We start from the raw sequence: 25987 nt of genomic DNA on the forward strand, positions 1-25987 counted from the left end.
CCCCTCGACTCTGGCAACAGCCGATTAATCATGTACTTGTGCCGCCAATAGCTGGTAGTTGGTAGAGAACCGGGAAACGCAACGTGAGGAGAATGACCATGGGATTCATCGACAAAGCCAAAGATGCCATTTCGCATGCTGCCGACAGATTCAAGGATCCCGACAAGGACCTGGTTGAGAATCTCTGGCCGCTGGGGCAACCCGACGACGAACACCTGCCAGCCGACTCCGGGGAACCGTCAGAAGAGGACCTGGAGCAGCCCGGGAATCACCTGCCTCCTGTCCAAGGAGCCGACCCCGACCTCGACGATTCCCCGGAAGACCAGTATTCCGAAGGCGACGGGGACCGCTAGCTGTCCCATGGCCAATCCGAGTTCAGGAGGCAACCCATGCAGACCTGCGATATCTGCGGCAATGCAAGCGAAACGGTGTTCACGCTCAGCCGGAACGGGCGCTCGGGCCGCTTCGACAGTTTTGAATGCGCCATCCACGCCATGGCCGAAAGGTGCGCGCACTGCGGTTGCGCCATTCTGGGCCACGCCGTCCACCACGGCCCGAAGGCGTACTGCTGCCAGCACTGCGCCGAACACGCTGAGCCATGAGCGCGACAAGCGACTTCAGCCACCCTGCGCTGCTGCTCATTGACCTGCAAGAAGGATTCTTCGAGGATCCGGCTCTGGCACTGGCCCGCCAGGATCTGGCAGCCCGCTGCAACCAGCTGGCCGTAGCGGCGAGAGCGTCCGGATACCCGGTGATCAGCGTGCGCACCGTGCACAAGGAAGACAAATCCACCTGGACGCTGAAGATGCTCGAAGACGACCAGGGCTACCTGTTCGAAGGAACGGAGCAGGCCGCGTACCTGGCGGAGCTGGAACTGGACGGGGCCATCGAAGTGGTCAAGCGCAGGGACAGCGCGTTCTGGAATACGGCGCTCAAGGACCTGCTGCTGCAGCACCGCGCCAGTTCGCTGGTACTCGCCGGGGTTTCCTCCGAGACGTGCATCTCCGCCACCGCGGCCGATGCCTTCGCTGCGAACTTGCCGGTGGCGGTGGCCACCGACGCCACCGCATCGGCCGACCCGGATTTCGAAGGGACTACCTTGGAATTCATGCGCAAGCAGCATCGGCAGAAGCTGAAGACCACCTTGGAAATCATTTCCGATTGGAAACACGAGAAGGAGCTGGAATGTCACTGAATAATTCTGAATTCGACGACGTGCGCAAGGACTCGGACACGGACGAGCCGTTGGATGGGCGCGATAGCCAGCCGGCGGCTGGGTCATCGGATGCACCCCAGGCCCAGGACGCCGAGGATCCATTGCGCGGAGCAGACCGGGTGCTGGAGGAAAACGACGGCGATCCCTTGGCGCTCAATCCCGAAACGCTGCTTCCCGAACCGATTGACGGGCAGCGTCCGGTCGACGATACGCTGCTGGACTACCCCGACCAGGATGACGAGCAAGGGCTGGACGCCGAGCGGACCGCCAACCTGCCGGACCAGCGGGAAACACCCGATCAGCAGTAGCGCGCCGGCGGGCTGAGAACCGCAGAAGGGGCATCCCATGCAGGGATGCCCCTTCTGCCCTTGCCATCCCATGGTCACGGACGGGATTCGGCTTCCTGGGTGAAGAAGGAAATCTTGCCGCTGGCTTCCAGGATCGCCAGCCGGATGCTGCTGTAGTTCTCGATGCCAGCCTGGCGGGCGAGCATGCTCAATTCGTCCAGCCCAATGCGCTCGTTGTGCAGGGCCTTGCGGTCCAGGACCCCGTCGCGGATCAGCACAATCGGGCGGCCCTGCATCAGCTTGCCCAGCTTGGGCCAGCGCATATTGGCGAAGTTCAGCGCAGCGGCCAGAACCACCATGGTGAATACTGCCAGCAGGCTGCCGGTGAGCGAACGGTCCTCCATGGTGATGCCCTGCTGCACCAGGTCGCCCAGGACGACGAACAGCACCAGCTCGAAGGAACTGAGCTCGCCCAGGGTCGATCTGCCGGCGGCGCGCGTGACCAGCCACAGGATGATGAAGGCGGTGGCTGCGCGGATGACTATTTCCATCAGGGGATCCTCCAAGTTCTGATCTTCAGGTCGGTGCTTTCGCCGTTGACCGTAATTCCGAGCACGCCCTTGGCGCTCGGCGACCATTCGTCCGAAGCCCGGCCCGTGAGGGTGGCAACCATCTGCCGCGACCCCGGTGCCGGGGCCACCTCGAATCCAATGGTTCCATCAGCTCGGCTCGACTCGGACTCGGGTTCGGGAAAGGCCGAGAAGTCCTCGAAGAGCATGAGATAGTCCTCGCTCAGGTCCAGCGTGACGGTCTCGGGCAAAGGGTCGGCAGAGCTGATCCCAATCCTCAGCTGGATTTCATTGCCGGCACGGACCACCGCGGGAAACTGCAGCTGGACCGTGAAGCCGTCGGCCTGTTGTTCAATGCTCTTCTTCTGGTCGAATGCGCCGAGCAGAGCCGCCAGTACGAAGGCTGCAATCACGAGCAGGGCGGCGAGGCTCAGCAGCCGGCGTCTGCGATTGCTGTCCTCCGAGGTGATGTCATCCAGCGTCGAGTCGCTGATCTTGGCCTGGAAGATATTCAGCATGGGATTCTGCCCTCCTTGCGCTCTTGCTATCGAGGCTAAGCCGATTCGCCTGCGCCAGGACCAGCCGAGTTCCGGTTCACAGGCGGCATCCAGTTCGCAGCGGCTGGCGCTGTTGCCAACCTGTGCATTGCGGCCGACCGCTTGAGCCGGCCCGGAAGTGGTGCCACAGTTGCACCAGGAGGAGGAGATCATGACCGTAAACGACCGCATTGAAAGCACCGAATTGGCCTCCCGGCTGGAGACTCTGCCGCAGTGGCGCAAGCTGGCCGGCAAGCTCTGCGCGGTGTACGAGACCAAGAGTTCGGCAGAGGCCATCGAATTGTTCAGCGATATCGCTGGCGCAGCGCAGATGGCCAACCACCATCCTGATGTGGACTGGCGCTACAACCTCTTGTTTGTTTCGACCGTGTCCCACGACGCCGGTGGCGACATCACCGAAAGGGACCTCGCGCTGGCCTCGGAAATCTCGCAGCGGGCCGCCGCCTTGCATGCCAAAGCGCGCCTGGATTTGATCAAGGTGGTGGAAATCGGCATCGACACCGACGACGCCCAAGCCATATCCGGACAGTGGGCCGCCGGCCTGGGCTACCGCGAGCAGCCCGACGGCAGCCTCGCCGATCCAGCGGGCAGATTGCCGGCCATCTGGTTCCAGCGCACCCCGACGCCTCATCCCTCCCGGCTGCATCTGGATGTGTGGGTTCCCCACGCCGAAAGCGCTGCCGTGCTTTCGCGGCTGGAAAGCCAAGGTGCGGTGCTCGATGAGCGCAGCGCTCCGGGTTTCACCATAGCCAGCGACCACCAGGGCAACCGCTTCTGCATCTGCACCGAGCAGGACCGCTAGCGGCCTTGGCCTGAGCCGGCCATTGCTCCCGTTGCAATCGGCCGGAATCTGGACTGTCCTGCCGCCAGGGGATAGATTGACAGCGGATAAGCCAGCGGGGCCTTGGCGGCTCGGATGCTGGGCGCGATGGAAGGAACCCGATGGGCACTGCACAGGAAATCACCGCCTCGATCTCGCAGCAGCTGCCCTGGCAGGAGGAGCTCTATAAGCATTTCCACCGGCACCCGGAACTGGGCCTGGCCGAGCACGAGACCTCGGCGCGAATCTGCGAGGAACTTGAGGATCTGGGCTATGAAACCTGCCTGATCGGCGGTACCGGAATCGTCGGAATCCTGCGCAATGGCGAGGGGCCTGTGGTACTGGCCCGGGCCGACATGGATGCCCTGCCGGTCGCCGAGGACACCGGGCTGGAATATTCCTCCACGGTCCCCGGTGCCATGCACGCCTGCGGCCATGACATGCACATGGCCACCCTGCTGGGCGCGGCCAAGTTCCTGGCCGGGAACCGCGAGCGCTGGTCCGGCACCTATCTGGCGTTGTTCCAGCCAGCCGAGGAGACCGCCGCAGGGGCCAAGGCCATGGTGGCCGACGGGCTGGTGGAGAGGATACCGAAGCCCGATGCGGCGCTGGCCCAGCACGTGATGCCCGTCGAAGCGGGGAGGATCGGCACCACCGCGGGACCGATCCTTTCCGCCGGCGACAGCCTGCGCATCACCGTCTACGGGCGCGGTGCGCACGGCTCGATGCCGCATAATTCGGTGGACCCGGTAGTCCTGGCCTCGTCCATCGTGCTCAAGCTGCAGACCATTGTTTCGCGTGAAACCCGGCCCGGGCAGTTCGCAGTATTGACCGTCGGCGCGTTGAATGCCGGTAGCGCCGCGAACATCATCCCGGACCGGGCCCAGCTGCTGCTGAACATTCGCACCTATGATCTCCAGCTGCGCCAGCACGTCATCGACTCCATCGAACGCATCGTGCGCGGCGAATGCGCCGCGGCCGGCTCGCCCAAGGAACCGGACTTCGAGTTCTACGACCAGTTCCCGCTGACCAGCAATGACGCGGCGGCCAACGAGAAGGTCACCAAGGCCTTTGAAGAGCATTTCGCCGACGGGCAGGTCTACCAGGCTGACCCGGCCACCGCCTCGGAAGACTTCAGCACCATTCCCGATGCCTTTGGGATCCCGTACGTCTACTGGACCGTGGGCTGCGCCGATCCAAAGACCTACCAGGCAGCGCTCGCCGAAGGGACTGTCGCCTCGAAGATTCCGGCAAACCACTCGCCGTTCTTCGCCCCGGCCATCAACCCGACATTGGAAACCGCGACCCGCACCCAGGTGGTGGCCGCGCTGGCCTACCTGGGCCGCGGGGCACAGGACTCGGCAGAACGGTGATGTCCACCGCAAGAGGAGCTGGTGGCAAGTAACCGGCACCTGTCCTGCCGGTAAGTACACGGTTTATGATTAACGCCACCATGCCCGGGATCCTGCGGGAATGCGGGTGCCTGCCAGTGATTGATAAAAATCAATCGCAAGGATGATTCAAAGTGTCCAAGGCGAGCGCTAGACTGGCAATCGCTCTTCAATCACGCTGCCCTTAATCCGAAGGTCCAGCATGCCGGAGAGCTTGATGCCAGCGAGGATTTTCCACATGCTTCTCAAGCTCATCTTGAAACACTCCAAGCCGTACACGGGGTGGATCATTGCCGTAGTCATTTTGCAACTGGCCACCACCGTGGCCACTCTTTATCTCCCTAGCCTGAACGCCAGGATCATCGACGTCGGCGTGGTCGAAGCCGATATCGACTACATCTGGCGCACCGGCGGACTGATGCTGGTGGTGGCCCTCATCCAGGTAGCCACCGCGGTTGCCGCCGTCTACTTCGGGGCCAAGACCTCCATGAGCGTGGGCCGCGACATCCGCCAGTCGGTCTTCGAGAAGGTCTCGACCTTCTCGGCACAGGACGTCAACAAATTCGGCGCCGCCACCTTGATCACCCGCGGCACCAACGACGTGCAGCAGATCCAGATGCTCACCTTGATGGCGTTGAACTTCATGATCACCGCGCCGATCATGTCCATCGGCGGCGTGATCATGGCGATCCGCGAAGATCCCGGACTGTCCTGGCTCGTTTGGGTTTCGGTACCGCTGGTGCTCATTGTCGTGGGCCTGCTGGTCATCAAGCTCATGCCGCTGTTCCGCGATATGCAGACCCGCATCGACGGGATCAACGGCGTGCTGCGCGAGCAGATCACCGGCATCCGCGTGGTGCGCGCCTTCGTGCGCGAAGAGCATGAGACGCAGCGCTATGCCGATGCCAACCAGAAGCTGACCGACCTCGGTGTCAAGGTCGGCAACCTGTTCGTGCTGATGTTCCCGGCGATCACCATGATCCTGCACCTGTCCACCGCCGCCGTGCTGTGGTTCGGCGGGCACCGGGTGGATAACAACCAGGTGGAGGTCGGCGCGCTGACCGCCTTCCTGCAGTACCTGCTGCAGATCCTGATGGCGGTCATGATGGGTACCTTCATGGCCATGATGATTCCCCGTGCCATGGTCTCGGCCGACCGCATCTCCGAGGTGCTCGATAGCGAGCCGAGCATGCTCGACGCCGCCGAACGGCAAATCGCGCTGCCCACCCCGGGCACCGTGGAATTCAAGAACGTCAGCTTCGGATACCCCGGCGCCGAGGCGCCGGTGCTCAACGATATCTCCTTCACCGCCAAGCCGGGGCAGACCACTGCCATCATCGGTTCCACCGGTGCCGGCAAGACCACCTTGCTGAACCTGATCCCGCGGCTCTACGACGCCACCGAAGGCGAAATCCTGATCGGCGGGGTGCCGCTGAGGGAACTGGGACGAGACACCATTTCGCGGAACATCTCCGCGGTGCCCCAGCGCCCCTACCTGTTCTCCGGGACCATCGCCAGCAACCTGCGCTTCGGCGCACAGGACGCTACCGAAGAAGACCTGTGGGATGCGCTGAGGGTGGCCCAGGCCGACGGCTTCGTAGCCGAACGCGAAGGCCAGCTGGATTCGAAGATCTCCCAGGGCGGCACCAACGTGTCCGGCGGCCAGCGCCAGCGCCTGTGCATTGCCCGGGCCCTGGCCGCGAAGCCGAGCACCTACCTGTTCGATGATTCCTTCTCGGCCCTGGATGTGAACACCGATGCCAGGCTGCGTGCGGCCCTGGCCGAACCGACCAAGGACGCCGCGGTGATCATCGTGGCCCAGCGCGTATCGACCATTACCGGTGCGGACCAGATCCTGGTCCTGGACCATGGCGAAATCGTGGCCCGGGGTACCCACGAGCACCTGCTCGAAACCTCGGAAACCTATCAGGAAATCGTGGCATCCCAGCTGAGCGTGGAGGAGGTGGCCTAAATGGCGAAGAAGCAGAAGAATATCGATCCGGAGCAGCTCGAAAGCGAGCTTGCGGACGTCAATGAATTCGATGCCGCGGCGGGAGCCGACGACTGGAGCGGCGGCGCCCCGGTGCGCAAGGCCGAGCATTTCTGGCCATCGGCCAAGCGCCTGGTCGGGCTGATGTCCCCGTACAAGCTGGGCATGGTCCTGGTGTTCGCGCTGATCACCGTGTACGTGGTGCTCTCGGTGATCGCACCGCGGATCCTGGGCAAGGCCATGGACGTGATCTTCGCCGGGCTGATCGGCAAGAACATCCCGGCCGGCACGCCCGCGGAGCTGGTGATCCAGCAGCTGCGCGACTCCGGGCAGGGAACCCAGGCCGACATGCTCTCCAAGGTGAACTTCGTCCCCGGGCAGGGCATCGACTTCACCCAGCTTTCGCAGTACATCCTGATCGTGCTCTCCATGTACTTCGTCGCTTCGCTCTTCTCGTGGGCCTCGGGCTGGCTGCTGAACAAGCTGGTCATGCGCGTGGTCTACAACCTGCGCAAGGACGTCGAGGACAAGATCAACAAGCTGCCGCTGAACTACTTCGACACGCGCCAGCGGGGCGATCTGCTCTCGCGCGTGACCAACGACGTGGACAACATCCAGAATGCGCTGCAGCAGGCGCTGAGCCAGCTGGTCTCCTCGGCCATGACCGTTATCGGCATCGTGATCATGATGTTCGTGGTCTCCTGGCAGATGGCGCTGATCGCGCTGGTGGCCCTGCCGCTGTCGGCAGCTGCCGCGGGCATTATCGGCACCCGGGCGCAGAAGCTGTTCACCGCGCAGTGGAAGAACACCGGGGCGCTGAACGGGCAGATCGAGGAATCCTTCTCCGGCCACGAGCTGATGAAGGTCTTCGGCCGCGAAGCGGACATGGTGGACCGCTTCACCGCCCGCAACGAGGAACTGTACAAGGCCAGCTTCGGCGCCCAGTTCGTCTCGGGCATGATCATGCCGGTGATGAACTTCGTGTCCTACCTGGCCTACGTGGGCATCGCCGTGGTGGGCGGGCTGCGCGTGGCTTCGGGCACGATGAGCCTGGGCGACGCGACCGCGTTCATCCAGTACAGCCGCGAGTTCACCCAGCCGCTGGGCCAGATTGCCGGCGTGGCGAACATGCTGCAGTCCGGCGTGGCTTCGGCTGAACGCACCTTCGAGCTGCTGGACGCGGAGGAACAGGAACCGGATCACGCGCAGGACAGCCTTCCTGCCCGCGCCGACGGGCATGTCTCCTTCAAGAATGTGTCCTTCTCCTACTCCCCGGACAAGCCGCTGATTGAGGACCTGTCCTTCGATGCGGATCCGGGGCACACGGTGGCGATTGTCGGGCCGACCGGCGCGGGCAAGACCACGCTGGTGAACCTGGTGATGCGCTTCTACGAGCTGAACTCCGGGAAGATCATGCTCGATAACCGCGATATCACCGACCTTTCCCGCGCTGACCTCCGCTCGAAGGTGGGCATGGTGCTGCAGGACGCATGGCTCTTCGGCGGAAGCATCATGGAGAACATCCGCTACGGCCGGCTGGATGCCACCGATGAGGAAGTGATCGCGGCCGCGAAGGCGACCTTCGTGGACCGTTTCGTGCGCGCGCTGCCCGATGGCTACGACACCATCATCGACGAGGAAGGCACCAACGTGTCGGCCGGCGAGAAGCAGCTGATCACCATCGCCCGCGCGTTCGTGGCCAACCCGTCGCTGCTGATCCTGGACGAGGCGACCAGCTCGGTGGATACCCGTACCGAATTGCTGGTGCAGCAGGCGATGGCTGCGCTGCGCAGCGACCGCACCAGCTTCGTGATTGCCCACCGGCTGTCCACGATCCGCGACGCGGACACCATCTTGGTGATGGAGTCCGGCCGGATCGTGGAGCAGGGCAACCACGAGCACCTGCTGGGGACCCAGGGCGCCTACTACCGGCTGTACCAGTCGCAGTTCGCCGGCCCGGCCGAGGATGTGGATGCGAATCCGGATACGGCTGCGGTGCCCGCGGTAGCGGCCGGAGCCACGGTGGCCAGTGACATGGCACCGGAAGCAAAGGAAGAAACCGAGTAGGACCTTGAGTCGCGAAGACCCCGGCATCTGGCAGATTTTCACTGCCGGTGCCGGGGTCTTTTTGCATTGCCAGGCCTGCTTCTGATCGAACCGCTGCGGCACGCCCCCAGGCCATCGATAGCACTTGTTCCTGCAGGAAATGATGCAATATGAACATGATGCTTAGACAGTTGGAATATCTGGTGGCACTGGCCAATGAGGGACATTTTGCCCGGGCAGCTGAAGAATGCGCGGTCTCCCAGCCAGCATTATCAGAGGGCATTCGAAAACTCGAAAAGGAACTGGGCGCGCCATTGGTCCGCCGGGGCCATGCCTTCCAAGGACTGACCGTTGAAGGCGAGACGGTTCTCAAATGGGCTCGGAAAATCCTGAAAGACCATGCCTCGCTGAGACAGGAAATCTCCCATTACGAGAATGGCCTGAACGGAACACTTCGATTGGGAACGGTTCCTGCTGCCTCTTCAACTGTTGCAACCCTCACCGACAAGTTTGCCCGTGCGCATCCGCAAGTGGGCATCAACGTCCAGGCGAGTCTCCATTCGGCGGACATCGTCCGTCAGATCAGGAACTACGAGCTTGACGCGGGCCTTATCTACGCGGAGCCGCAGGACCTAGCTGGACTGCTGGTCTATCCGCTCTATGCCGAGGAACATGTGCTGCTCACTGCGCCGGGGATGCTCCCCGAGGGCGCAACGACGGCTTGGGCGACGGCGTTGGAGTTGCCCTTATGCCTCCTCGACTCATCTCTTCGAGGGCGCCAGGTCCTCGACCAGACGCTCAGCCGGCACGATCTGGTAGTCTCGCCGCGAATCGAATGCGACTCGATAGTCACGTTGCTCGCGCATGTGTCCACGGGGAACTGGGCCAGCATAGTTCCGCGCCAGTGGTTGCCACCCTTGGGAGCTCTGCCTGGTATTGAGCTTTACAGGCTGGATGATCCGCAAGTTACCTCGCAAATTTCTCTTGTAATGGAAGACAGCAGTCCATTAACCCTGATGTCGCAGGCGCTCGAAAAGATAATTTCTAGCACATTCCCTGCGGTCGATATGCATCTCAGCAGGAATCATAAGTAGCACTTACTGAATCATCGGATCTAATTATTGGATCTGATCAATGGTAATCCCTGAACCTAGAACCAGACCCCAAGTCGCTTAGGAATTGGGCCGTGCAACTGGGAGCGGAGAGAACAGTGGAACCTGACCATCTTGAGGCACCATGGGATCCGAGGGATGCAAGCAATCAGATAATTGCCAGGACGACTCGGGATTCCATGATGACGGCAGGCAGAGCAGCTCCGGTCTCCACAGCCATTGGTAAGTTCAAATTCACGCGCGGTTCGCTCGTGAATTGGCAGCTCTTCGCCATTTCGCACAGCCCAGAGATCCGCCCGGCCCTGCGCGTAGGCCTCGGATTGGGACTTCCGGGGATTGCACTGCTGCTGATTGGCAGAACGGACCTCCTTGCCTACGCTGTTTTCGGCTCCATTGTCGGGATGTACGGCCGAACTCCGCATCGCTCGCAGCGACTGAAGGACCAGGTGCTCGGAGCTGCACTGATGCTGTGTGCAGGAATTTGCGGGATCGCCATGGCCCCCTTGGGTATGCGCGGGTGGATGCTGCTTGCCGGAGGAATGTTCTGGGCGGCCTTCAGCTCATTGATCGCTGATCGATATGGGCTCAAGCCCGGCGGTGCCTTCTTTCCGCTCTTTGCGTTTGGTGCGTTGGGAACTTTGCCGGTGGGGGAGCTTCCCGCCCTTGATGGCCTGGCCGCGTTCGTCGCCACCGCTCTGTTCAGCATCCTGCTCGGCCAAGCCGCACGCTTCGGACGAGTGGAAGAGTGCGGCTCGGAAGGCCTCGCGATTCCATGGCCCCGCATCCTGCGCAGGGCATGCACCTACCTGATAGTTGTCTTCCTAGCTGGAGCTGTCGGGATTACTCTGCAGGTCGAGCATCTCCAATGGACCATGGCCGGGGCGGCCGTTCCGCTTGCCGTCGGCAACGCCCGGGGACGGTTGCGACGTGGGGCTCACCGCATCGGGGGAACCCTGGCCGGTATAGGCGTGTTGTTTGGGATCACGGCCCTGACTCCCAGCGAACTGATGATCGGCTGCTGCATCATCTTGCTGATGTTCCCAACCGAGGCCTATATGGTCCGGAACTACGGCCTTGCCCTCAGCTTTTTCACGCCGCTGATTATCCTGATGCTTCAGCTGGCTAATCCGAAGAGCGGATCCCAGATGGTGTGGGACTGCGCTATGGGAAATCTTCTCGGTGTCGTTGTCGGCATTGCGGCCGCTTCAATTTTCGAACGGCAGCCCCGAACCACGATCTAGAAACGCCGCAACTGCGGCGCGGTAGATCAGAAGCATGAACCCAGAAGAAAAATAAGGCGAACGAGATCTATTAAGTAGCCGCAGGCCTACCGCAGCCCCATCGGCAGGACATAAGCTGGCCTTGAACTCGCATAATTCATCGAGGATAAGGAAAAAGCATGTCAGATGCAGCTGTGCCAACTGTTGGCGCAAAACTATCGGCAGAATTCTTGGGCACATTCGTGCTGGTCTTCGGTGGCTGTGGTTCAGCGATCTTCGCAGCCAAGGTCATCGCAGATGAAACCGTGAACATGGGCATCGGATTCCTGGGCGTAGCTCTGGCTTTCGGTTTCACTGTGCTGGTCATGGCGTACGCAGTAGGGCATATCTCCGGCGGCCATTTCAACCCTGCCGTCACCCTGGGCACGGCCTTTGCCGGGCGCACCCCGTGGAAGGATGTCCTCCCGTACATCGTCACGCAGATCGTCGCTGCTTCGGTGGCGGGTGCCGTGCTGTTCTGGATCGCTTCGGGCAAGGACGGATTCAACGCAGTCGAATCCGGTTTCGCTTCCAATGGCTATGGGGAGCGATCACCAGATGGCTATTCGCTGGTTGCGGCACTGGTCGCAGAGATCGTTTTGACTGCGATCTTCCTGTACGTGATCCTCGGCTCCACCGACAAGCGCGCGCCGCAGGGTTTCGCGCCGATCGCTATCGGCCTGTCATTGACCCTGATCCACCTGGTGTCCATTCCCATCACCAATACCTCGGTCAACCCGGCACGTTCCCTGGGCGTCGCATGGTTCGCCGGCCCGGAAGCCTTGGGCCAGGTATGGCTGTTTATCCTGGCACCGGTTATCGGTGCGGCCATTGCCGGTGTCAGCTACAAGGTGCTCTTCCCGGCCTTCGTGGACAAGGGTCGCGAAGGTTTCGACAAGAACTAGCAGATGATGGGAGCTCGCGGTTACCGCAGCTCGCTGAACCCAGTCCAGCAGACTTCGACGTCGGCTGGACTGGGTTCGACCTTTCACGTGGAACGATGAACTTGGGAAATCCACATGGAAGGCGATTAGGCTTGTCATATGCAACAACGGCCAGAGTACATGAACCCCTATTCGGCTCCGCGGCCCAAGCAACGCGTCTTCAACGCCGGGCAATTCACCAAGGGCGACTTCTGGACAGTTCTTGCCTACCTCGTCTTCTTTGTCGGGGGCGCAGCAGGCCTCATCGGCTTGATCCCTGGCTACATGGGCGCCTTCTCCACCCAGGAACAGGCGCTGTTCGGGATCAACCTGATCCTGTATGTCACCTTCTTCATTCTCGCGATGATCCAGTGCGGTCCGCAGTTCTTCGAGTCGTTCAAGACCATGCGCTACCACCCCTGGGCCAAATGGCTGATGCTGCCCGGTGGCTGGTTCCTGACCATCATGGCCAACGGAATCATCGCCGCATTGACGGGCCAAGCGGCCACCAGCGAGAACCAGGCGGCCCTGGAATCCATGGCCGGAACGGTGCCGCTGCCGGTCATGCTGGTCGTCACTGCGCTCTTCGGCCCATTCGTCGAGGAATACCTGTTCCGCCATCTGCTCATTGGCAAGCTTTCACGCAAGCTCAACGTCTGGATTTGCGCACTGATCTCCACGGTGCTGTTCGCCAGCATCCACTTCATTGGCGCGGGCATCGGCTCGTGGCTGGAGGTCGTGCCGTACTTCATGCTGGGCCTCATGATGGGTGTTGCCTACATCCTCAGCGGCAAGTCGCTGGCCTACTCCTACATGCTGCATGTCATTAACAATGCCGTAGCGCTGCTGGTGGTGTACCTGATCTACCCGCTGCTTCCCGCTGGAGCCTAGGCAGTGGCATTTACCGGACTCGAACCGAACACCCCCGCCTATCGGGGCATGCTGCTGGCGCTTTTTGCCGGCGGCGTTGCCACGTTCTCCCAGCTCTATGCGGTGCAGGGGCTGCTGCCGGTGATCGCCGGCTATTTCCACATCACCTCTTCGCACACGGCACTTGCCGTTTCATCAGCGACCCTGGGGCTGGCGTTGGCCGTGACTCCATGGGCCATCATTTCCGACCGCGTCGGGCGCCGCAAGGTCATCAGCATCGCCCTGATCTCTTCGGTTGCCCTGGGACTGCTCAGCTGCCTGTCGCCAAGCTTCGAGTTCCTGGTGGCGATCCGGTTCTTCGAGGGAATTGCCTTGGCAGGTGTTCCCGGCTCTGCACTGGCCTTCCTCGTTGACGAGGTCAATCCGCGAGCCGTTGCCGTGGCCAGCGGCACCTATATCTCCGGCACCACCCTTGGCGGGCTGGCCGGACGCTTGGTCGCCAGCTTTGTCGCAGACCCCGCCGGCTGGCGCTGGGGCGTCGCGGCAGTGAGCATCATGGCTGGCCTGGCGACGCTCTTCTTCCTGTTCAAGGCGCCCAGCGCCCAGGGCTTCGACCCCATCCACGGCCAGAACCTGCGCAGCATCGCCAAGAAGTTCGCACATGCATTGCATGGCAAAATGGCACTGGTCTATGCCCAGGGATTCTTGCTCATGGGCGGATTCGTGGCCGTCTACAACTACCTGGCTTTCCGGCTGGAAGCACCGCCCTACCTGATTCCGGCTTCGTGGGCGGCACTGGTCTTCTTGGCCTACCTTTCTGGAACCTACACCTCGGTGGCCAGCAGCAAACTCGTCGCCAAGGCTGGACGGCGAAATACCCTGCGCATCAGCATTCTCACCAGCGCCCTGGGCTTGCTGCTGACCCTGGCCGGGAACCTGGTCGTGATCATCAGCGGGTTGCTGATCTTCACCGCTGGCTTCTTCGCGGCCCACGCGGTCGCCAGCGGGTGGGTGCCGGTGCTGGCCACCGGAGCCAGGGCGCAGGCCTCCAGCCTGTACAACTTGTTCTACTACGTGGGCTCGTCACTGCTTGGCTGGCTCATCGGCATCCCCTTCATGCACTACGGCTGGGCCAGCGTCGTGCTCTGCGTTGGCGCGTTGCAGGTGGTTGCCCTGATCATGGCTTCCTTGCTCTCCAAAAGGGACCCATCCCTTCGCGGATAATTCATATTCCGCATTCGGAATACTCAACTTTGCGCGAAATATCAGGTCAGATCGTCGAATTCTCCTGATACCCACCTGGCATAGCGTTCCGCAGAGAACTGGACCACCCGGTGGGCATCGGCCTGGATGCAGGCCGCGAAGTTGTTGTAGAGGCGGTCGAACTTCACCGGCTCCAGATCCTTGGCCATGCGCCGCACCACGGCAGCCGAGAGCGGGATGCGGTTGGGGTAGCTGCGCAAGAAGGTCGCATTGCCATCGGCCACGGGGAAAATCGCGTCGCCAGCCAGCAGGACTCCGCGGCCATCGGCCCCTGCTTCCCAAACAGCCGCAGTGCTGCCCGGGAAGTGGCCGCCGAGCTGCATCAGCCTGATCCCGGGCAGCACCTCAAAAGGCTGGGACCAGGACCTGACGGCGGCTGAGGAATACTGGACCCACTGCGCATCTTTCTCGGCGACGAGGATCGGCGCATCACCCAGCGCCTGGCTGTATTGCTGCTGCACCCCGTACATGTGCGGATGGCTCGCCACAATGGCCGCCAGCTTTCCGCGGCTATCCAGCCAATCAATGATTTCTCCGGTAATCAGCCCGGGCACGTCGAAGAGCAGGTTGCCCGCGGTGGTCTCCACGAGCAAGGAGCTTTGGCCTATGCCGATTTCGGGAGAAGCAATCGCATTCAGTCCCGGCTCCAGCGAAGTGATCGTCAGCTGGTGGCCGGCTGCTGCCAGGTCTTCGGTGCGCACCCAACGCTGGATTCCGCCCGGAATGTACTGGCGTTCATCGGCGCAGATGGGGCAGGTGCCGGTGGGTTGCGGGCCCGGCGGGAACTCCACGGCGCAACCCGCGCATTGCCAATGGCCAATATGTTCTTGTCCCATGGGAAACCTGTCTTCTGCTGGCGGTGCTGGCTGTGCCCTGCTTGCTTCCAAACCTAGTACTCGCTCCGGACGCAGGAAAGAGGACTGCACCGGGAATCCTCCTGCGCGCAAGCAAATGGTGAAAGTCCACTCTGCTTCGTAGAGTTGAGGTTGTGAATCCTTCAACCCCCACCGAATCCCCGCGGAGCTTGGCCCGGCAGATCCTTGCCTTGGCAGTTCCCGCCTTGGGTGCTTTGATCGCCGAGCCGCTGTTCTTGATGGCCGATTCGGCCATCGTGGGCCACCTTGGTGTGGCCGAGCTGGCCGGCGCCGCACTGGGCACCACGGTGCTGCACACTGCGGTGGGGTTGATGATCTTCTTGGCCTATGCCACCACGCCAGCTGTAGCCAGGGCCCTGGGCGCAGGCAACCCCGGCAAGGCCATGGCGGCGGGGCGTGATGGCATGTGGTTTGCCATAGTCCTCGGGGTGGCGCTGTCGCTGCTCGGATACTTCAGTGCCGATCGGCTTGTGGGCTTGATGGGCGGCGAAGGGGAAACCGCTGGATTCGCCGTCGATTACATCAAGTACTCGATGCCTGGCCTGACCGCGATGCTGCTGGTCCTGGCAGCCACCGGCGTGCTGCGTGGCATGCAGGACACGAAAACACCGCTGATCGTGGCCACCGCTGGCTTCGGATTGAATATCGTCCTGAACTTCGTGCTGGTCTACTGGGCCGATATGTCCGTAGCCGGTGCCGCGCTTGGCACATCGATCGCCCAGTGGATGATGGCGGTGGTGTATTTGTGGATGATCTTGCCAAGAATCCGCAAGCAAGGAATTTCCATGGCGCCGAGCTGGTCCGGGTTCATTTCCACCGGGCAAGTCGGTTCCTGGTTGATGCTGCGCAACCTGAGCATGCGCGCGGCGTTGCTCCTCACGGTTCTTGTCGCCACCAACGCCGGCACCCAGACACTGGCAGCGCACCAGCTGGTCTTCACGATCTTCAGTTTCCTGGCCTTTGCACTGGATGCGTTGGCTATTGCGGCCCAGGCCATGATTGGCCAGGAGCTGGGCCGCGGGGATGCAGAGCAGGTCCGCAAGCTCACCGGGATCATGAGCCGCTGGGGCATCTGCTTCGGCGTGGTAACCGGGATCCTGCTGCTTGCCACCTCGTGGGTCTTCCCGATGATCTTCACCCCGGATGAGCAGATCCGCCAGCTGGCCACCGTTGGGCTATGGGTGCTGGCATTGTCCCAGCCGTTGTGCGGTTTGGTGTTCGTGCTGGACGGCGTGCTCATCGGTGCGGGGGATGCCCGCTATCTCGGGTTGGTAGGCGTAGCCAACCTTGTTCTCTACGTGCCGATGCTCTGGGCGGTTCAGGTCTTTGCCCAGGACTCCACGTCAGCGATTCTGTGGATCTGGGTTGCTTTCGCCATCGGCTACATGGCAGCTCGCGGCGTGAGCCTGTCCCTGCGTGCCAGGAACAGCGCTTGGATGCGGTTGGGCAGCTGAACCCAGGCCACCGGGCCGCTCGCCACCGATTACTCCTGGAGCTCCATTGCCTGGGCGGCAATCTCATGGGTGACCGCATGGTCCAGTGAGCTGGTGGTGCCCCGGCACCCGGATCCGGGCTGGGCAACGAGCTGTTGCGCCGGGCTGGTCAGGTGCTTGGCGCTACCGGTTTGCGCGAGCTCCAATGCGTATTCGAGGGCGTGGCCGATACTGGTACAGGACGCTACCGTTTTCCGGATGACGGCGTTCGATGCCTTCGAAGATGTTCTCGCGGACCACGAAGAAGTCCACGTCCCCTGGCTGGCGGAATTGCAGCAGGCTGCCCACGGCGCAGGAGAAGAGCGAGTCATGCACGCCAAGCCGCTCAATCCGGTTATCGGGCATCGTCTGCCTGTGCTTGGCGTTGGATCCAGCTTGAACCAGAAAGTCGTCAGCGGACTCGTTCAGTGAGCGCAGGCCTTCTGGCATGGCATCGGTGCTGACGACAGCGCCGGCAAGCACGGCGATGCTGTGTGCCTTGCCCATGATGCACCAGTGGTTGGCCGCTAGTGATGTCCCAGCATGGCTCGGCGGATGGATTCCAGATGCAGCGTCATGGCCTCGGCGGCCGCTGAAGGATCTGAATTCTGTATGGCGGCAAAGATCGACTGGTGCTCGGCCAGCTCGTCCGATTGGGACATGTATGGCTGCATGGAAGGCAAGACGTAGTGGGCTCGGGCGGTTTGCGTGAAGCAGTTCTCCAGGCTGTCCACAATGCGGGAGTTGCGCGATGCCGCGGCCAGTTCGCTATGGAAGCACTGGGCGGCATGCATGGAGGCAATGGGGTCGGAGACCGCCAGCTTTTGCTGGGCTTCAAGGTGCCCGGCCAGGGAAACTACAAGCGCTGCCGAATGCATGCTGGCTACCTGCCCCGCCACATGCGGTTCGAGCAAGCTGCGCAGTTCCAGGACTTCATAGACATCATTCATCGAGATGGCGCGAACCAGATAGCCCTTCTTGGGCAGCACCTGCAGCAGGCCCTCGCTGGTGAGCTGGCGCAGGGACTCGCGCACCGGGGTCTTGGAGACCTCGAACTCCTGGGCCAGTGCCGGTTCGATGATCAGGCTTCCCGGGGCAAGTTCCCCGCGGTTGATGCGTTCGCGCAAGGTGAGCGTGAGCTGTTCGGAGAGCGAGCTGGCCATGGTTTTCCGATTCCTAAGGGGCGTAACTTGGCGACCTGATCTAGCTATCGCTCTGGGCAACACTCTAGTCTGGGATGAAATATATTTCAGGTATCTTACGGAACACCACTTTATCGCAAGGACTACGACTGTGCCGATCACCCAGAACTCTGCCAGCACGCAGCAAGCGCGCAACCGGCGCCGGGCCCTGTTCGCCTCTGTCTTCGGCACGGCCATTGAATGGTACGACTACGCGCTGTATGGCGCGGCCGCATCGGTGGTGATCGGTCCGCTGTTCTTCGCCGGAGCCGGAGAAGCGGCGGCCTCGATCGCGTCCTTTGCGACCTTCGCGGTGGGCTTCGTGGCCCGCCCGCTGGGCGGTGTGCTCATCGGCCACCTGGGGGACCGGTTCGGGCGCCGCCCGGCCATGCTGCTCTCGGTCATCCTGATGGGCATCGCCACCGTGGGCATCGGCCTGCTGCCGACCGCGCAGACCTGGGGCGTGTGGTCCGTGGGCCTGCTGGTGCTGCTGCGCCTGATCCAGGGATTCGGCGCTGGCGCGGAACTGACCGGTGCCATGACGCTGGTGGCCGAATACGTGGAGCCGAGAAAACGCGGGTTCTACACCTCGCTGGTGCTCTCCACCCCGCCGCTGGGCATCGCCCTGGCCACCGTGTGCTTCTTCCTGGTCTCGCTGGCCGGTGACGAGGTACTGCTCGGGTGGGCCTGGCGCATCCCATTCCTGGTCTCGGCACTGCTGTTCGTCGTGGCCATCTACATCCGCAACAAGCTGGAAGAGACCCCTGACTATGCCGCCGCCATGGCCTCGGCCCGTGCCGAGCAGCAGCAGGCCAAGCTCCCCATCGTGCAGGTTTTCGCCGCGCACTGGCGCCGCGTGGCCCTGGGCTTCCTGGCCATCACCGGGCATAACGCGGTGAACTACATCCTTGCGGTCTTCGCGCTGAGCCTGATGGTCACCAGCGGCATGGAACGCAGCCATGCGCTGCTGGCGGTCACCCTGGGCTCCTTGGTCTCCGTATTGCTCACGCCGGTGGGCGGCTGGCTCGCCGATCGGTTCGGCGCTTCCAAGGTGCTGGCGGCGGGAAACATTTCAGGCTTGATCCTGGCTTTCCCGATCTTCGCACTGATCTCCACTGGCGAGTTCGCCTTCGGGTTCCTGGGCATCGCCGCCGGCTACGCGCTGGTGATCCCGTGCACTTCCGGTGCCCAAGGGGCCTTCCTCACCGAGCTGTTCCCCGTCTCGGTGCGCTTCTCCGGGATTGCCATCGCGCGCGAACTGAACGGCGCCATCGTCGCTGGGCTCTCGCCGCTGATTGCCGCTGCGCTCTTGCAGGCGGGCAACGGCTCCATCGCGATGCCAGCGGGATACCTGGCGCTGTGCTGCCTGTCCTCGGCCATTGCAATCTTCATCGGCACCCGCGCAAGCTCGCGCACCCTGTACTAGACCGGCAATTTCCACCGAAGCAAAGGAACAATCCATGGGTAATCTCAAGCGCCAACTGCCCGACGTGGCCGAACTGGTCAGCCTGATGAAGTTCAAGCTCCCCTCCACTAGCCCTCGCGCCGCCCGGCTGGCCGGTGCCGCCGACATCTGGGATCTGCGCAAGATCGCCAAGCGCCGCACCCCCGCCGCGGCCTTCGACTATGTAGATGGCGCTGCCGGGCGAGAAATCACCGCGACCCGAGCCCGAGCGGTGTTCGACAGCGTTGAGCTGTTGCCGCGAATCCTGCACGGAACCGCGCAGTCGGATCTTTCCACCACCATTGCCGGTGCCCCATCGGCATTGCCCTTCGGCATCGCCCCCACCGGCTTCACCCGTTTCATGCACTCCGAGGGCGAAATCGGCGGCTCGCGGGCTGCCCGAGAAGCAGGGATTCCCTTCAGCCTGTCCACCATGGGCACCCGATCCATCGAGGAGGTCGCCGAGGCGGCCCCCGAGGGCCGCAAATGGTTCCAGCTCTATCTGTGGAAGGACCGGGAGAAGTCCAGGGCGCTGGTGGAACGTGCCGCTGCAGCGGGCTATGACACCTTGCTGGTCACCGTGGACACCCCGGTGGCCGGCCAACGCCACCGCGATACCCGCAACGGCATGAAGATCCCGCCGGAATTGACCGTGAAGACCGTGCTCGATGCGTCGTACCGACCCGAATGGTGGTACAACTTCTTGACCACCGATTCGCTGAAGTTCGCATCGCTGTCGGATACGTCGGCAGACCTGCCAACGATCATCAACTCCATGTTCGATTCCTCCCTGGACTTCGAGGATCTGAAATGGATCCGCGAGCTGTGGAAGGGCCAGCTTTTCGTCAAGGGCGTGCTCACCAGCGAAGACGCTGCCCAGGCCCAGGCCGCCGGTGCTGACGGACTGGTGGTCTCCAATCATGGCGGCCGGCAGCTGGACCGCGCGCCGATCGCCTTCGAGGCCTTGGGCGAAGTGCGTGCCGAAGTCGGTGAGGACATGGAAATCATCATGGATTCGGGCATCATGTCCGGCGCGGACATTGTCGCCGCGCTGTGCGCCGGAGCGGACTTCGTGCTGATTGGCCGCGCCTACCTCTACGGCCTGATGGCTGGGGGAGAGGAAGGCGTAAGCCGTGCCATCGAATTGCTGGCCAAGGAAGTGGAAGTGACTATGCAGCTGATGGGCGCGGCGAGCATCGGGGATCTGGACCAGTCGCTGATTCGCCGCCGTGGCTGATGTGATTAACCCCGGGCGAAGTGGCGGTTAGTTCTATGAGCGGTAGAATAGAAATTGTGCCTGCACCAAAAACCACCCCAGTTCAAGCTTCAGAAGTTTTCCGCCCAGTATTCCTGCGCGGCCTGACAGCCCTGGCCTATGCCCTGATGTCGATTTTCTGGATCGGCGCAGATGACAAGGTTGTCACTTACTCCACGGCAGCGTTCCTCGTTGTCACGGGCGTGTTCATGTGGCAGTACGTATCTGTGGAAAGCGCGCCGGAGAAGTCGCGCGCCCCCTACGCGCTGGGTGCGGGACTGATGCTTCTGGCTGGTATCGCCACCATCTTCGTCAGCTCGATTGCCTGGGTCGGCTATGTGGGTGCCTTTGCATTCCTGGCCGGAGGCATTGCCGAGCTCATCGTCTTTGCCAAGCATCGCGAGGCCTTCCCGCCGTTCAGGAACCAGCTGGTTACCGGCGCGGTGGGCGTGATCTTGGCCATTTCGCTGTGCTTCAGCGGTGGCATGGATGCGCACGCATTGTTCGGCCTGATTGGCGGCGGAACTATCGTTCTGGCCGTTTTCGCGCTGATTGCCGCCTTCGGCCATCGCCATGAAACGAAGGCAGCCGCCCCGACCACGATCAATTCGCCGGACCAGGAAAGCAACTAGTCTTTAGGTCTGCAGTAAAAGTAGAAACGGAGTTCCTGGTGGGAAACAACAAGAAGAAGCAACCGTGGAGCCAGTCAATCAAGGGCCCACTGAGCTTCTCGCTGATCCTGGCCATCGTCGCCGGCGTGGTCGGCCTGGTTAGCTCCACCGGCGGATCGCAGAATCCCTTGCGCTTCGATATCGGTTTGGCCTGTTTCGGCATCGCCTTTGTCGCAAGCCTGCTGGTCATCTCGGTGATGACCATGGCCGCCAAGGACAATGATCCTGACCTGGGAAAGGGGACCGGGGTAAACCGATCCTCATCCAACCCGGACAAGAAGTTTGAAGACTGATAATAAAGCTTAGCCACGCGGCATGACGCGCTGGGACTGTCCATCCACAGATAGTCCCAGCGCGTTGTCGTTTGCCGGGCCAATTGATCGAGGCAGGACGCCTCAAGCACGCACCAAGGATTTCAAGTGAGTAGCACGAGTATCTCTGATCAGCATGGCCGCACCCCACTGGGCAAGCAGCTGCGACGGCGCAAGTCCATCCAGGCGATGGCCAACGACGCAGCGAACAACGCCGGGCTCGGGACGCTCAAGCGCTCGCTGGGCGTCACCCAGCTAGTCATGATCTCCGTCGGAGCCACCCTGGGCACCGGCATCCTGGTGATCCTCGGATCTGCCGTTCCGGTCGCCGGACCGGCGATCTGGATCGCCTTCGTGCTTGCCGGCATCACCGCGCTGCTTTCGGCGGTCTCCTATGCCGAAATGGCGGGCATGGTCCCGGTCTCCGGCTCCAGCTATTCCTATTCCTACGCCACGCTGGGCGAAGGCATGGCCTGGGTGTGCGGTTGGTGCCTGGTCTTGGAATACGCAGTTTCCGCGGCAGCGGTGGCGGTGGGTGCCGGCGCCTACGTGAACCAGACGCTGGAGATCTTCGGCCTGGCTTTGCCCCAGGCCCTGGCCGCCGGCCCGGGCGACGGCGGCGTCATCAACCTCTCGGCATTGATCGTGGTCATCTTGGCGACCCTGCTGCTGGTTCGCGGTGCCCGCGAATCGGCCCTGGCCAACACCGTCATGGTGATCGTGAAGATCGCCATCCTCGTCTTCTTCGTGGTGGTCGCCTTCACCGCTTTCAATGCCGGGAACTTCGCTCCGCTGCTGCCCATGGGCGCCGCGGGCGTGACCGGGGCAGCGTCCATGGTCTTCTTCTCCTACATCGGCTTCGACGCGGCCTCGACCGCCGGCGAGGAAGCCAAGAATCCGCAGAAGGACCTGCCGCGGGCAATCATGATCGCCATGGTGCTGGTAACCACCATTTACGTGCTGGTTGCTGTAGCCGCCATTGGCGCCCGGGAGTGGAACTGGTTCGCCGAATCGGAAGCCGCCCTGGTGCAGATCGTTTCCGAGATCACCGGACAGAAGTGGATGGTCTTGGCCTTCGCCCTGGCTTCGGTGATCGCGATCGTCTCGGTGGTGCTGACCACCCTGTACGGGCAGACGCGCATCCTGCTCTCCATGGGCCGCGACGGCCTGATCCCGCGCTTCTTCGCCAAGGTTTCGCCCAGCACCCGCACCCCGTTCATCGGCACCTACGTCACCGGCGCGGTCGTGGCCATTGCCGCCTCGCTGATTCCTCTGGGCCAGCTGGCCGAAGCGACCAGCATCGGCACCCTGTTCGCCTTCTCGTTGGTAGGTGTCTCGGTAATGTACCTGCGCAAAACCCAGCCGGATACCCCACGGACCTTCCGCGTCCCGCTGTATCCGGTGACCCCGATTCTGGGCATCTCTGCCTGCCTGTTCCTGATGTTCAACCTGGCTGGCATCACCTGGCTGGTCTTCGCCATCTGGATGGCTGTGGGAGCTGCGATCTATCTGGGCTTCGGCCGCCGCAATTCGCGCCTCGGCGCCTTGGACGCCAAGGCCTATGAAGCGGAACTGAATCTCTGACACTTTCGTCATGCGCTGGGGTTGCGGGCACTGCGGGCTAAGCTGTGTGGTGGACCACTATCGCAGCTCATGAAGGAAACACCATGCACCAGGAACCGATCAGCACCGCCGACCTCTACGACCAGCATGGGGATGCACTGCAGTCCGTCTCGGCTCAATTCCAGGACTTTGGCGGGCGGCTGTCCTTCCACGGGCCGGCACGTACCGTGAAGTGCCATGAGGACAACGGCCTGGTCAAGGAGATCCTGAGCTTCCCGGGCAATGGCGCAGTGCTCGTGGTCGATGGGGGAGCATCCCTGCGTTACGCCCTGATGGGTGACATGATTGCCGCGAATGCCGAAGCCAATGGCTGGGCCGGGGTCATCATCAGCGGCGCCGTACGCGACCGTGCGGCACTGGCTGAGATGGAACTCGGGATCAAGGCACTGGGCAGCAACCCGCGCAAAACCGTCAAGCGCTCGCACGGTTCGGTGGATGAAGTGATCAGCATCGGGGATGTGAAGGTCCGACCGGGCGCGATGGTGTATGCGGATATCGACGGGATTCTTGTCGAAAACTAGCCGCTGGCCCATCCAGCTAGGGCTTGTCGCCTGCGCCTTCCCATTCCGCTTTGAACTCCTCGGTGCCCAAGGCCTCCAAATCCGCGCGGATCTGGACGATCAGCCGCTCAGCTTCTTCGAGGCTGGAGGTTGTCATGCGCAGCAGTACCGAATCGTCTTGGCGGGAATGCACGACTACCTGGGGCTCGTTCGCTTCGTACTCGGCATCGCCCAGCGTGGCAGAAGCCAGAGCTACAACCCAGCGGGCCGCGGCTTTCAATGGTCCGCTCTCAGCTGCTTCTATCCGTGCCTCGTAATCATCCGAAGCGTGGGTTTCCTGAGTCATGACCTGCCCCTTCCACTACTGCAACTGCCGGTATCCCGGTTGTGTGTTCATCATATGGCCCGGGCAAGGTAAAAGGCGAGGGGCATCGCCCAACGCCATTTTGGCCACGTGCTGGCCCGTTATCTTTTTGATAGTCCCTAAAAAGAGGATCATAGGGACTGTCGGCCGACCAATCTCGGCATGGTGTCTTGCCCCTGTCTAACCAATGATCCGGGGGGTGTTGCCACCGAGATTGGGATGGCAGCGTGGTGATGAAGTGCGCAGGGGCGCTGGCCGATCACGGACGAAACTAGACTTGGTGTGCTCAGTGTCGGGGTTCTGGCTAGTCGATACGTTTTCCGGCTTTGCGCGCACGGTAGGCGCGCACGTGCTCGCGGTTGGCGCAGTTGCCGGTATCGCAGTACAGCTTGGAGCGGTTGCGCGACAGATCCAGCAGGGCCGCCTCGCAGTCCTCCGAGGCGCAGATCCGCAGCCGCTGCAATCCGCCGGAGCGGATCACTTCCGCCAGTGCCATCGCGGCGTCCACGGCCATGCGGTCGTAGAGCGGGGTGCTGTTGGTGGTGGCGTGCAGGTGGTAACCCAGCGATTCGCTCTTGATCAATTGAGGCTGGGCGTTGGCGTTGCGCAGGATCGCATTGACCCGGAAGACGGATTCTTCTTCGGTACCTATCCAGATGTTCTTCAGCTGGGAACGCAACTGGCGAATGGAGCGAAGCTCTGCCTGGTTGTGCGCGCGGGAGCCTTCGAAATTCTCGGCATCAAGGAACTCATCGAGATCAGCGACGGTGGAGAGCATATCCACGATTTGCACCTCGGTATTCAGAAGGTTCACCACGGACTTCAATGAAGCTTCGATATCTGGTGCAAAGGTCATAATTCGTTCCTGGAAGCTGGGTAGATTGACTGCCACTCAAGCCTAACCGTATCGTCATGCTCATACCCCCCATTTGCCCCTTAACGGCGGCATGAAATTCTCCGCGAAAGACTTCAAAGATCCTCATGAGCGACCTGTCTGATTCCGGCCTTCCGGCCGCCACTGCCGGCAGTCCAGTACTGCGTCAAAGCCAGTCCCGGGGGATCTGGATTGCGCTGGCATCCTCCGCGGCCTTCGGGATTTCCGGCTCCTTCGCCAAGGGGCTTTTCGAAGCAGGGTGGAGTCCCACTGCGGCCGTGGCCGCACGCATGGCCGGCGCCGCGCTGGTCCTGGCGATCCCTGCGGTCCTGGCGATGCGCGGCCGCTGGACGTTGCTGCGCACCAACTGGGTGTCGATTGTGCTCTTCGGATTGTTTGGAGTGGGAGCCTGCCAGCTGTGCTATTTCTTGGCGGTGCAGCGCTTGGATGTCGGGGTGGCTTTGCTGCTGGAGTATCTGGCTCCGGTGCTCATCGTGCTGGTGCTCTGGGCCAAGCACCAGAAGCGCCCGTCGGCGGCAACGATCGCCGGCACCCTATTGTCATTGGCGGGCCTGGTGGCGGTGCTGGATCTGACCGGCACCACGCGGATTGATCCGATCGGCGTGCTCTGGGGCTTGGGGGCAGCGGTGGGCCTGACGGTCTACTTCTTCATTAGCGCCAAGGTCGATGGCGCGCTGCCACCCATCATGCTGTCGGCCGGTGGCATGGCCGTTGGCGCGCTAACCATGCTGCTGGTTGGCGGCTTGGGAATCCTTCCAATGCAGTGGGCCGCCGGCAGCGGATCATTTGCTGGATATGAAACCCCGTGGTGGTTGGCCTTGACCGGGCTGATCCTGATCGCCACCGTGTTCTCCTACACCACCGGTGTGATGGCCGCCCGGGAACTGGGGTCCAAGGTGGCCAGCTTCATCTCCTTGACCGAGGTGCTTTTCGCGGTGCTGTGGGCTTGGCTGCTGCTCTCCGAGCTGCCGGGTGCGGTGCAGCTGTTCGGCGGCCTGCTGATTGTGTGCGGCGTGGTGCTGGTGCGTGTCGATGAACTGCGTGCGGCACGGAAGGGGATCTAAGCGGCCCGTAGGGTAAAAACGCGCACGCG

The 25987-nt window shown here is 62.3% G+C and carries 28 protein-coding genes; 20 read left to right on the plus strand and 8 right to left on the minus strand.

Going from position 1 to position 25987, the window contains the following annotated elements; genetic code table 11:
• Positions 1-98 precede the first annotated feature (98 nt).
• From ACIOU9_RS09690 to ACIOU9_RS09700, 3 genes are all read left to right on the plus strand, one after another.
• Entirely contained in the window at positions 99-353 is a 255-nt protein-coding gene (locus ACIOU9_RS09690; protein ID WP_332503937.1) for a hypothetical protein, read from the plus strand.
• Positions 354-598: 245 nt separating this feature from the next.
• The gene (locus tag ACIOU9_RS09695; RefSeq protein ID WP_402696764.1) at positions 599-1195 is read left to right on the plus strand and encodes a cysteine hydrolase family protein; all 597 of its coding nucleotides are present in this window, start codon (positions 599-601) and stop codon (positions 1193-1195) included.
• A complete protein-coding gene (locus ACIOU9_RS09700) occupies positions 1186-1524 on the plus strand; it encodes a hypothetical protein (protein ID WP_105656083.1) in 339 nt (112 codons plus the stop codon). The genes ACIOU9_RS09695 and ACIOU9_RS09700 overlap by 10 nt, the downstream gene beginning before the upstream one ends.
• A 74-nt stretch (positions 1525-1598) precedes the next feature.
• Here the strand turns inward: ACIOU9_RS09700 and ACIOU9_RS09705 are convergent, their stop codons facing one another.
• Together ACIOU9_RS09705 and ACIOU9_RS09710 are read right to left on the minus strand one after the other, a co-directional pair.
• The gene (locus ACIOU9_RS09705; protein ID WP_133834812.1) at positions 1599-2054 is read right to left on the minus strand and encodes a DUF421 domain-containing protein; all 456 of its coding nucleotides are present in this window, start codon (positions 2052-2054) and stop codon (positions 1599-1601) included.
• Positions 2054-2590: a hypothetical protein gene (locus ACIOU9_RS09710; RefSeq protein ID WP_402696765.1), complete on the minus strand. Its 537-nt coding sequence runs from the start codon at positions 2588-2590 to the stop codon at positions 2054-2056. The genes ACIOU9_RS09705 and ACIOU9_RS09710 overlap by 1 nt, the downstream gene beginning before the upstream one ends.
• A gap of 190 nt (positions 2591-2780) precedes the next feature.
• Here ACIOU9_RS09710 and ACIOU9_RS09715 point away from each other — a divergent pair, with 190 nt between their 5' ends.
• From ACIOU9_RS09715 to ACIOU9_RS09755, 9 genes are all read left to right on the plus strand, one after another.
• Positions 2781-3431 carry a 4a-hydroxytetrahydrobiopterin dehydratase gene (locus tag ACIOU9_RS09715; RefSeq protein ID WP_402696767.1) on the plus strand — a complete coding sequence of 217 codons (651 nt, stop codon included), beginning with the start codon at positions 2781-2783 and terminating at the stop codon, positions 3429-3431.
• A gap of 140 nt (positions 3432-3571) precedes the next feature.
• Positions 3572-4822: an amidohydrolase gene (locus ACIOU9_RS09720; protein WP_402696768.1), complete on the plus strand. Its 1251-nt coding sequence runs from the start codon at positions 3572-3574 to the stop codon at positions 4820-4822.
• A 256-nt stretch (positions 4823-5078) separates the two neighbouring features.
• On the plus strand, positions 5079-6812 hold the full coding sequence (locus ACIOU9_RS09725; protein WP_402696770.1) for an ABC transporter ATP-binding protein: 1734 nt from the start codon (positions 5079-5081) through the stop codon (positions 6810-6812).
• Positions 6813-8897: an ABC transporter ATP-binding protein gene (locus tag ACIOU9_RS09730; protein WP_402696772.1), complete on the plus strand. Its 2085-nt coding sequence runs from the start codon at positions 6813-6815 to the stop codon at positions 8895-8897. It begins immediately after the preceding gene.
• Between the two features lie 149 nt (positions 8898-9046).
• Positions 9047-9970 (plus strand): LysR family transcriptional regulator, encoded by a 924-nt coding sequence (locus tag ACIOU9_RS09735; RefSeq protein ID WP_208294295.1) that lies wholly within the window; start codon positions 9047-9049, stop codon positions 9968-9970.
• A gap of 200 nt (positions 9971-10170) precedes the next feature.
• Positions 10171-11229: an FUSC family protein gene (locus tag ACIOU9_RS09740; protein ID WP_402696773.1), complete on the plus strand. Its 1059-nt coding sequence runs from the start codon at positions 10171-10173 to the stop codon at positions 11227-11229.
• A gap of 158 nt (positions 11230-11387) precedes the next feature.
• Positions 11388-12152, plus strand: coding sequence for an aquaporin Z (gene aqpZ, locus ACIOU9_RS09745; protein WP_133834819.1), 765 nt, complete (start codon positions 11388-11390; stop codon positions 12150-12152).
• Positions 12153-12290: 138 nt separating this feature from the next.
• Complete coding sequence (locus ACIOU9_RS09750; protein WP_133834820.1) at positions 12291-13061, plus strand: CPBP family intramembrane glutamic endopeptidase; 771 nt, start codon at positions 12291-12293, stop codon at positions 13059-13061.
• A 3-nt stretch (positions 13062-13064) separates the two neighbouring features.
• A complete protein-coding gene (locus ACIOU9_RS09755; protein WP_133834821.1) occupies positions 13065-14264 on the plus strand; it encodes an MFS transporter in 1200 nt (399 codons plus the stop codon).
• Positions 14265-14305: 41 nt separating this feature from the next.
• Here ACIOU9_RS09755 and ACIOU9_RS09760 read toward each other — a convergent pair whose 3' ends face one another.
• Entirely contained in the window at positions 14306-15139 is an 834-nt protein-coding gene (locus tag ACIOU9_RS09760; RefSeq protein ID WP_286172311.1) for a hydrolase, read from the minus strand.
• 152 nt (positions 15140-15291) lie between these two features.
• Here ACIOU9_RS09760 and ACIOU9_RS09765 point away from each other — a divergent pair, with 152 nt between their 5' ends.
• A complete protein-coding gene (locus tag ACIOU9_RS09765) occupies positions 15292-16632 on the plus strand; it encodes an MATE family efflux transporter (RefSeq protein ID WP_133834822.1) in 1341 nt (446 codons plus the stop codon).
• A 29-nt stretch (positions 16633-16661) separates the two neighbouring features.
• On the opposite strand, the gene ACIOU9_RS09770 is transcribed toward ACIOU9_RS09765, so the two are convergent.
• The 3 genes from ACIOU9_RS09770 to ACIOU9_RS09780 are packed head-to-tail and all read right to left on the minus strand — an operon-like array spanning position 16662 to position 17813.
• Positions 16662-16817: a hypothetical protein gene (locus tag ACIOU9_RS09770; RefSeq protein ID WP_166650859.1), complete on the minus strand. Its 156-nt coding sequence runs from the start codon at positions 16815-16817 to the stop codon at positions 16662-16664.
• Positions 16795-17157 (minus strand): hypothetical protein, encoded by a 363-nt coding sequence (locus tag ACIOU9_RS09775; RefSeq protein WP_133834823.1) that lies wholly within the window; start codon positions 17155-17157, stop codon positions 16795-16797. The genes ACIOU9_RS09770 and ACIOU9_RS09775 overlap by 23 nt, the downstream gene beginning before the upstream one ends.
• 20 nt (positions 17158-17177) lie before the next feature.
• Positions 17178-17813: a GntR family transcriptional regulator gene (locus tag ACIOU9_RS09780; RefSeq protein ID WP_105656097.1), complete on the minus strand. Its 636-nt coding sequence runs from the start codon at positions 17811-17813 to the stop codon at positions 17178-17180.
• 130 nt (positions 17814-17943) lie between these two features.
• On the opposite strand from ACIOU9_RS09780, the gene ACIOU9_RS09785 reads away from it, so the two are divergent.
• The 6 genes from ACIOU9_RS09785 (at position 17944) to rraA (ending at position 23656) form a co-directional block, all read left to right on the plus strand.
• On the plus strand, positions 17944-19257 hold the full coding sequence (locus tag ACIOU9_RS09785; protein ID WP_133834824.1) for an MFS transporter: 1314 nt from the start codon (positions 17944-17946) through the stop codon (positions 19255-19257).
• Between the two features lie 34 nt (positions 19258-19291).
• Entirely contained in the window at positions 19292-20512 is a 1221-nt protein-coding gene (locus ACIOU9_RS09790) for an alpha-hydroxy acid oxidase (RefSeq protein WP_402696777.1), read from the plus strand.
• Positions 20513-20568: 56 nt separating this feature from the next.
• Positions 20569-21162, plus strand: coding sequence for a DUF308 domain-containing protein (locus tag ACIOU9_RS09795; RefSeq protein WP_332499084.1), 594 nt, complete (start codon positions 20569-20571; stop codon positions 21160-21162).
• A gap of 38 nt (positions 21163-21200) precedes the next feature.
• Complete coding sequence (locus ACIOU9_RS09800) at positions 21201-21494, plus strand: hypothetical protein (RefSeq protein WP_286134039.1); 294 nt, start codon at positions 21201-21203, stop codon at positions 21492-21494.
• A 207-nt stretch (positions 21495-21701) separates the two neighbouring features.
• Entirely contained in the window at positions 21702-23096 is a 1395-nt protein-coding gene (locus ACIOU9_RS09805) for an amino acid permease (RefSeq protein ID WP_402696956.1), read from the plus strand.
• Between the two features lie 83 nt (positions 23097-23179).
• On the plus strand, positions 23180-23656 hold the full coding sequence (rraA, locus tag ACIOU9_RS09810; protein WP_105656102.1) for a ribonuclease E activity regulator RraA: 477 nt from the start codon (positions 23180-23182) through the stop codon (positions 23654-23656).
• A gap of 16 nt (positions 23657-23672) precedes the next feature.
• Here the strand turns inward: rraA and ACIOU9_RS09815 are convergent, their stop codons facing one another.
• Together ACIOU9_RS09815 and ACIOU9_RS09820 are read right to left on the minus strand one after the other, a co-directional pair.
• Positions 23673-23981, minus strand: coding sequence for a hypothetical protein (locus tag ACIOU9_RS09815; protein ID WP_105656103.1), 309 nt, complete (start codon positions 23979-23981; stop codon positions 23673-23675).
• A gap of 322 nt (positions 23982-24303) precedes the next feature.
• The gene (locus ACIOU9_RS09820) at positions 24304-24855 is read right to left on the minus strand and encodes a CGNR zinc finger domain-containing protein (protein ID WP_105656104.1); all 552 of its coding nucleotides are present in this window, start codon (positions 24853-24855) and stop codon (positions 24304-24306) included.
• Between the two features lie 125 nt (positions 24856-24980).
• Here ACIOU9_RS09820 and ACIOU9_RS09825 point away from each other — a divergent pair, with 125 nt between their 5' ends.
• Positions 24981-25958, plus strand: coding sequence for a DMT family transporter (locus ACIOU9_RS09825; RefSeq protein ID WP_105656105.1), 978 nt, complete (start codon positions 24981-24983; stop codon positions 25956-25958).
• The last annotated feature ends 29 nt before the right edge of the window (positions 25959-25987 follow it).

It is taken from the genome of Glutamicibacter sp. NPDC087583 (assembly GCF_044743685.1).
Taxonomy (GTDB): Bacteria; Actinomycetota; Actinomycetes; order Actinomycetales; family Micrococcaceae; genus Glutamicibacter.

Excerpts from the sequence above, each read along its gene's own strand:
- ACIOU9_RS09690 (WP_332503937.1), top strand. The coding sequence starts at position 99 with ATGGGATTCATCGACAAAGCCAAAGATGCCATTTCGCATGCTGCCGAC.
- ACIOU9_RS09695 (WP_402696764.1), top strand. The coding sequence starts at position 599 with ATGAGCGCGACAAGCGACTTCAGCCACCCTGCGCTGCTGCTCATTGAC.
- ACIOU9_RS09700 (WP_105656083.1), top strand. The coding sequence starts at position 1,186 with ATGTCACTGAATAATTCTGAATTCGACGACGTGCGCAAGGACTCGGAC.
- ACIOU9_RS09705 (WP_133834812.1), bottom strand. The coding sequence starts at position 2,054 with ATGGAAATAGTCATCCGCGCAGCCACCGCCTTCATCATCCTGTGGCTG.
- ACIOU9_RS09710 (WP_402696765.1), bottom strand. The coding sequence starts at position 2,590 with ATGCTGAATATCTTCCAGGCCAAGATCAGCGACTCGACGCTGGATGAC.
- ACIOU9_RS09715 (WP_402696767.1), top strand. The coding sequence starts at position 2,781 with ATGACCGTAAACGACCGCATTGAAAGCACCGAATTGGCCTCCCGGCTG.
- ACIOU9_RS09720 (WP_402696768.1), top strand. The coding sequence starts at position 3,572 with ATGGGCACTGCACAGGAAATCACCGCCTCGATCTCGCAGCAGCTGCCC.
- ACIOU9_RS09725 (WP_402696770.1), top strand. The coding sequence starts at position 5,079 with ATGCTTCTCAAGCTCATCTTGAAACACTCCAAGCCGTACACGGGGTGG.
- ACIOU9_RS09730 (WP_402696772.1), top strand. The coding sequence starts at position 6,813 with ATGGCGAAGAAGCAGAAGAATATCGATCCGGAGCAGCTCGAAAGCGAG.
- ACIOU9_RS09735 (WP_208294295.1), top strand. The coding sequence starts at position 9,047 with ATGAACATGATGCTTAGACAGTTGGAATATCTGGTGGCACTGGCCAAT.
- ACIOU9_RS09740 (WP_402696773.1), top strand. The coding sequence starts at position 10,171 with ATGACGGCAGGCAGAGCAGCTCCGGTCTCCACAGCCATTGGTAAGTTC.
- aqpZ (WP_133834819.1), top strand. The coding sequence starts at position 11,388 with ATGTCAGATGCAGCTGTGCCAACTGTTGGCGCAAAACTATCGGCAGAA.
- ACIOU9_RS09750 (WP_133834820.1), top strand. The coding sequence starts at position 12,291 with ATGCAACAACGGCCAGAGTACATGAACCCCTATTCGGCTCCGCGGCCC.
- ACIOU9_RS09760 (WP_286172311.1), bottom strand. The coding sequence starts at position 15,139 with ATGGGACAAGAACATATTGGCCATTGGCAATGCGCGGGTTGCGCCGTG.
- ACIOU9_RS09775 (WP_133834823.1), bottom strand. The coding sequence starts at position 17,157 with ATGGGCAAGGCACACAGCATCGCCGTGCTTGCCGGCGCTGTCGTCAGC.
- ACIOU9_RS09780 (WP_105656097.1), bottom strand. The coding sequence starts at position 17,813 with ATGGCCAGCTCGCTCTCCGAACAGCTCACGCTCACCTTGCGCGAACGC.
- ACIOU9_RS09790 (WP_402696777.1), top strand. The coding sequence starts at position 19,292 with ATGGGTAATCTCAAGCGCCAACTGCCCGACGTGGCCGAACTGGTCAGC.
- ACIOU9_RS09805 (WP_402696956.1), top strand. The coding sequence starts at position 21,702 with ATGGCCAACGACGCAGCGAACAACGCCGGGCTCGGGACGCTCAAGCGC.
- rraA (WP_105656102.1), top strand. The coding sequence starts at position 23,180 with ATGCACCAGGAACCGATCAGCACCGCCGACCTCTACGACCAGCATGGG.
- ACIOU9_RS09815 (WP_105656103.1), bottom strand. The coding sequence starts at position 23,981 with ATGACTCAGGAAACCCACGCTTCGGATGATTACGAGGCACGGATAGAA.
- ACIOU9_RS09820 (WP_105656104.1), bottom strand. The coding sequence starts at position 24,855 with ATGACCTTTGCACCAGATATCGAAGCTTCATTGAAGTCCGTGGTGAAC.
- ACIOU9_RS09825 (WP_105656105.1), top strand. The coding sequence starts at position 24,981 with ATGAGCGACCTGTCTGATTCCGGCCTTCCGGCCGCCACTGCCGGCAGT.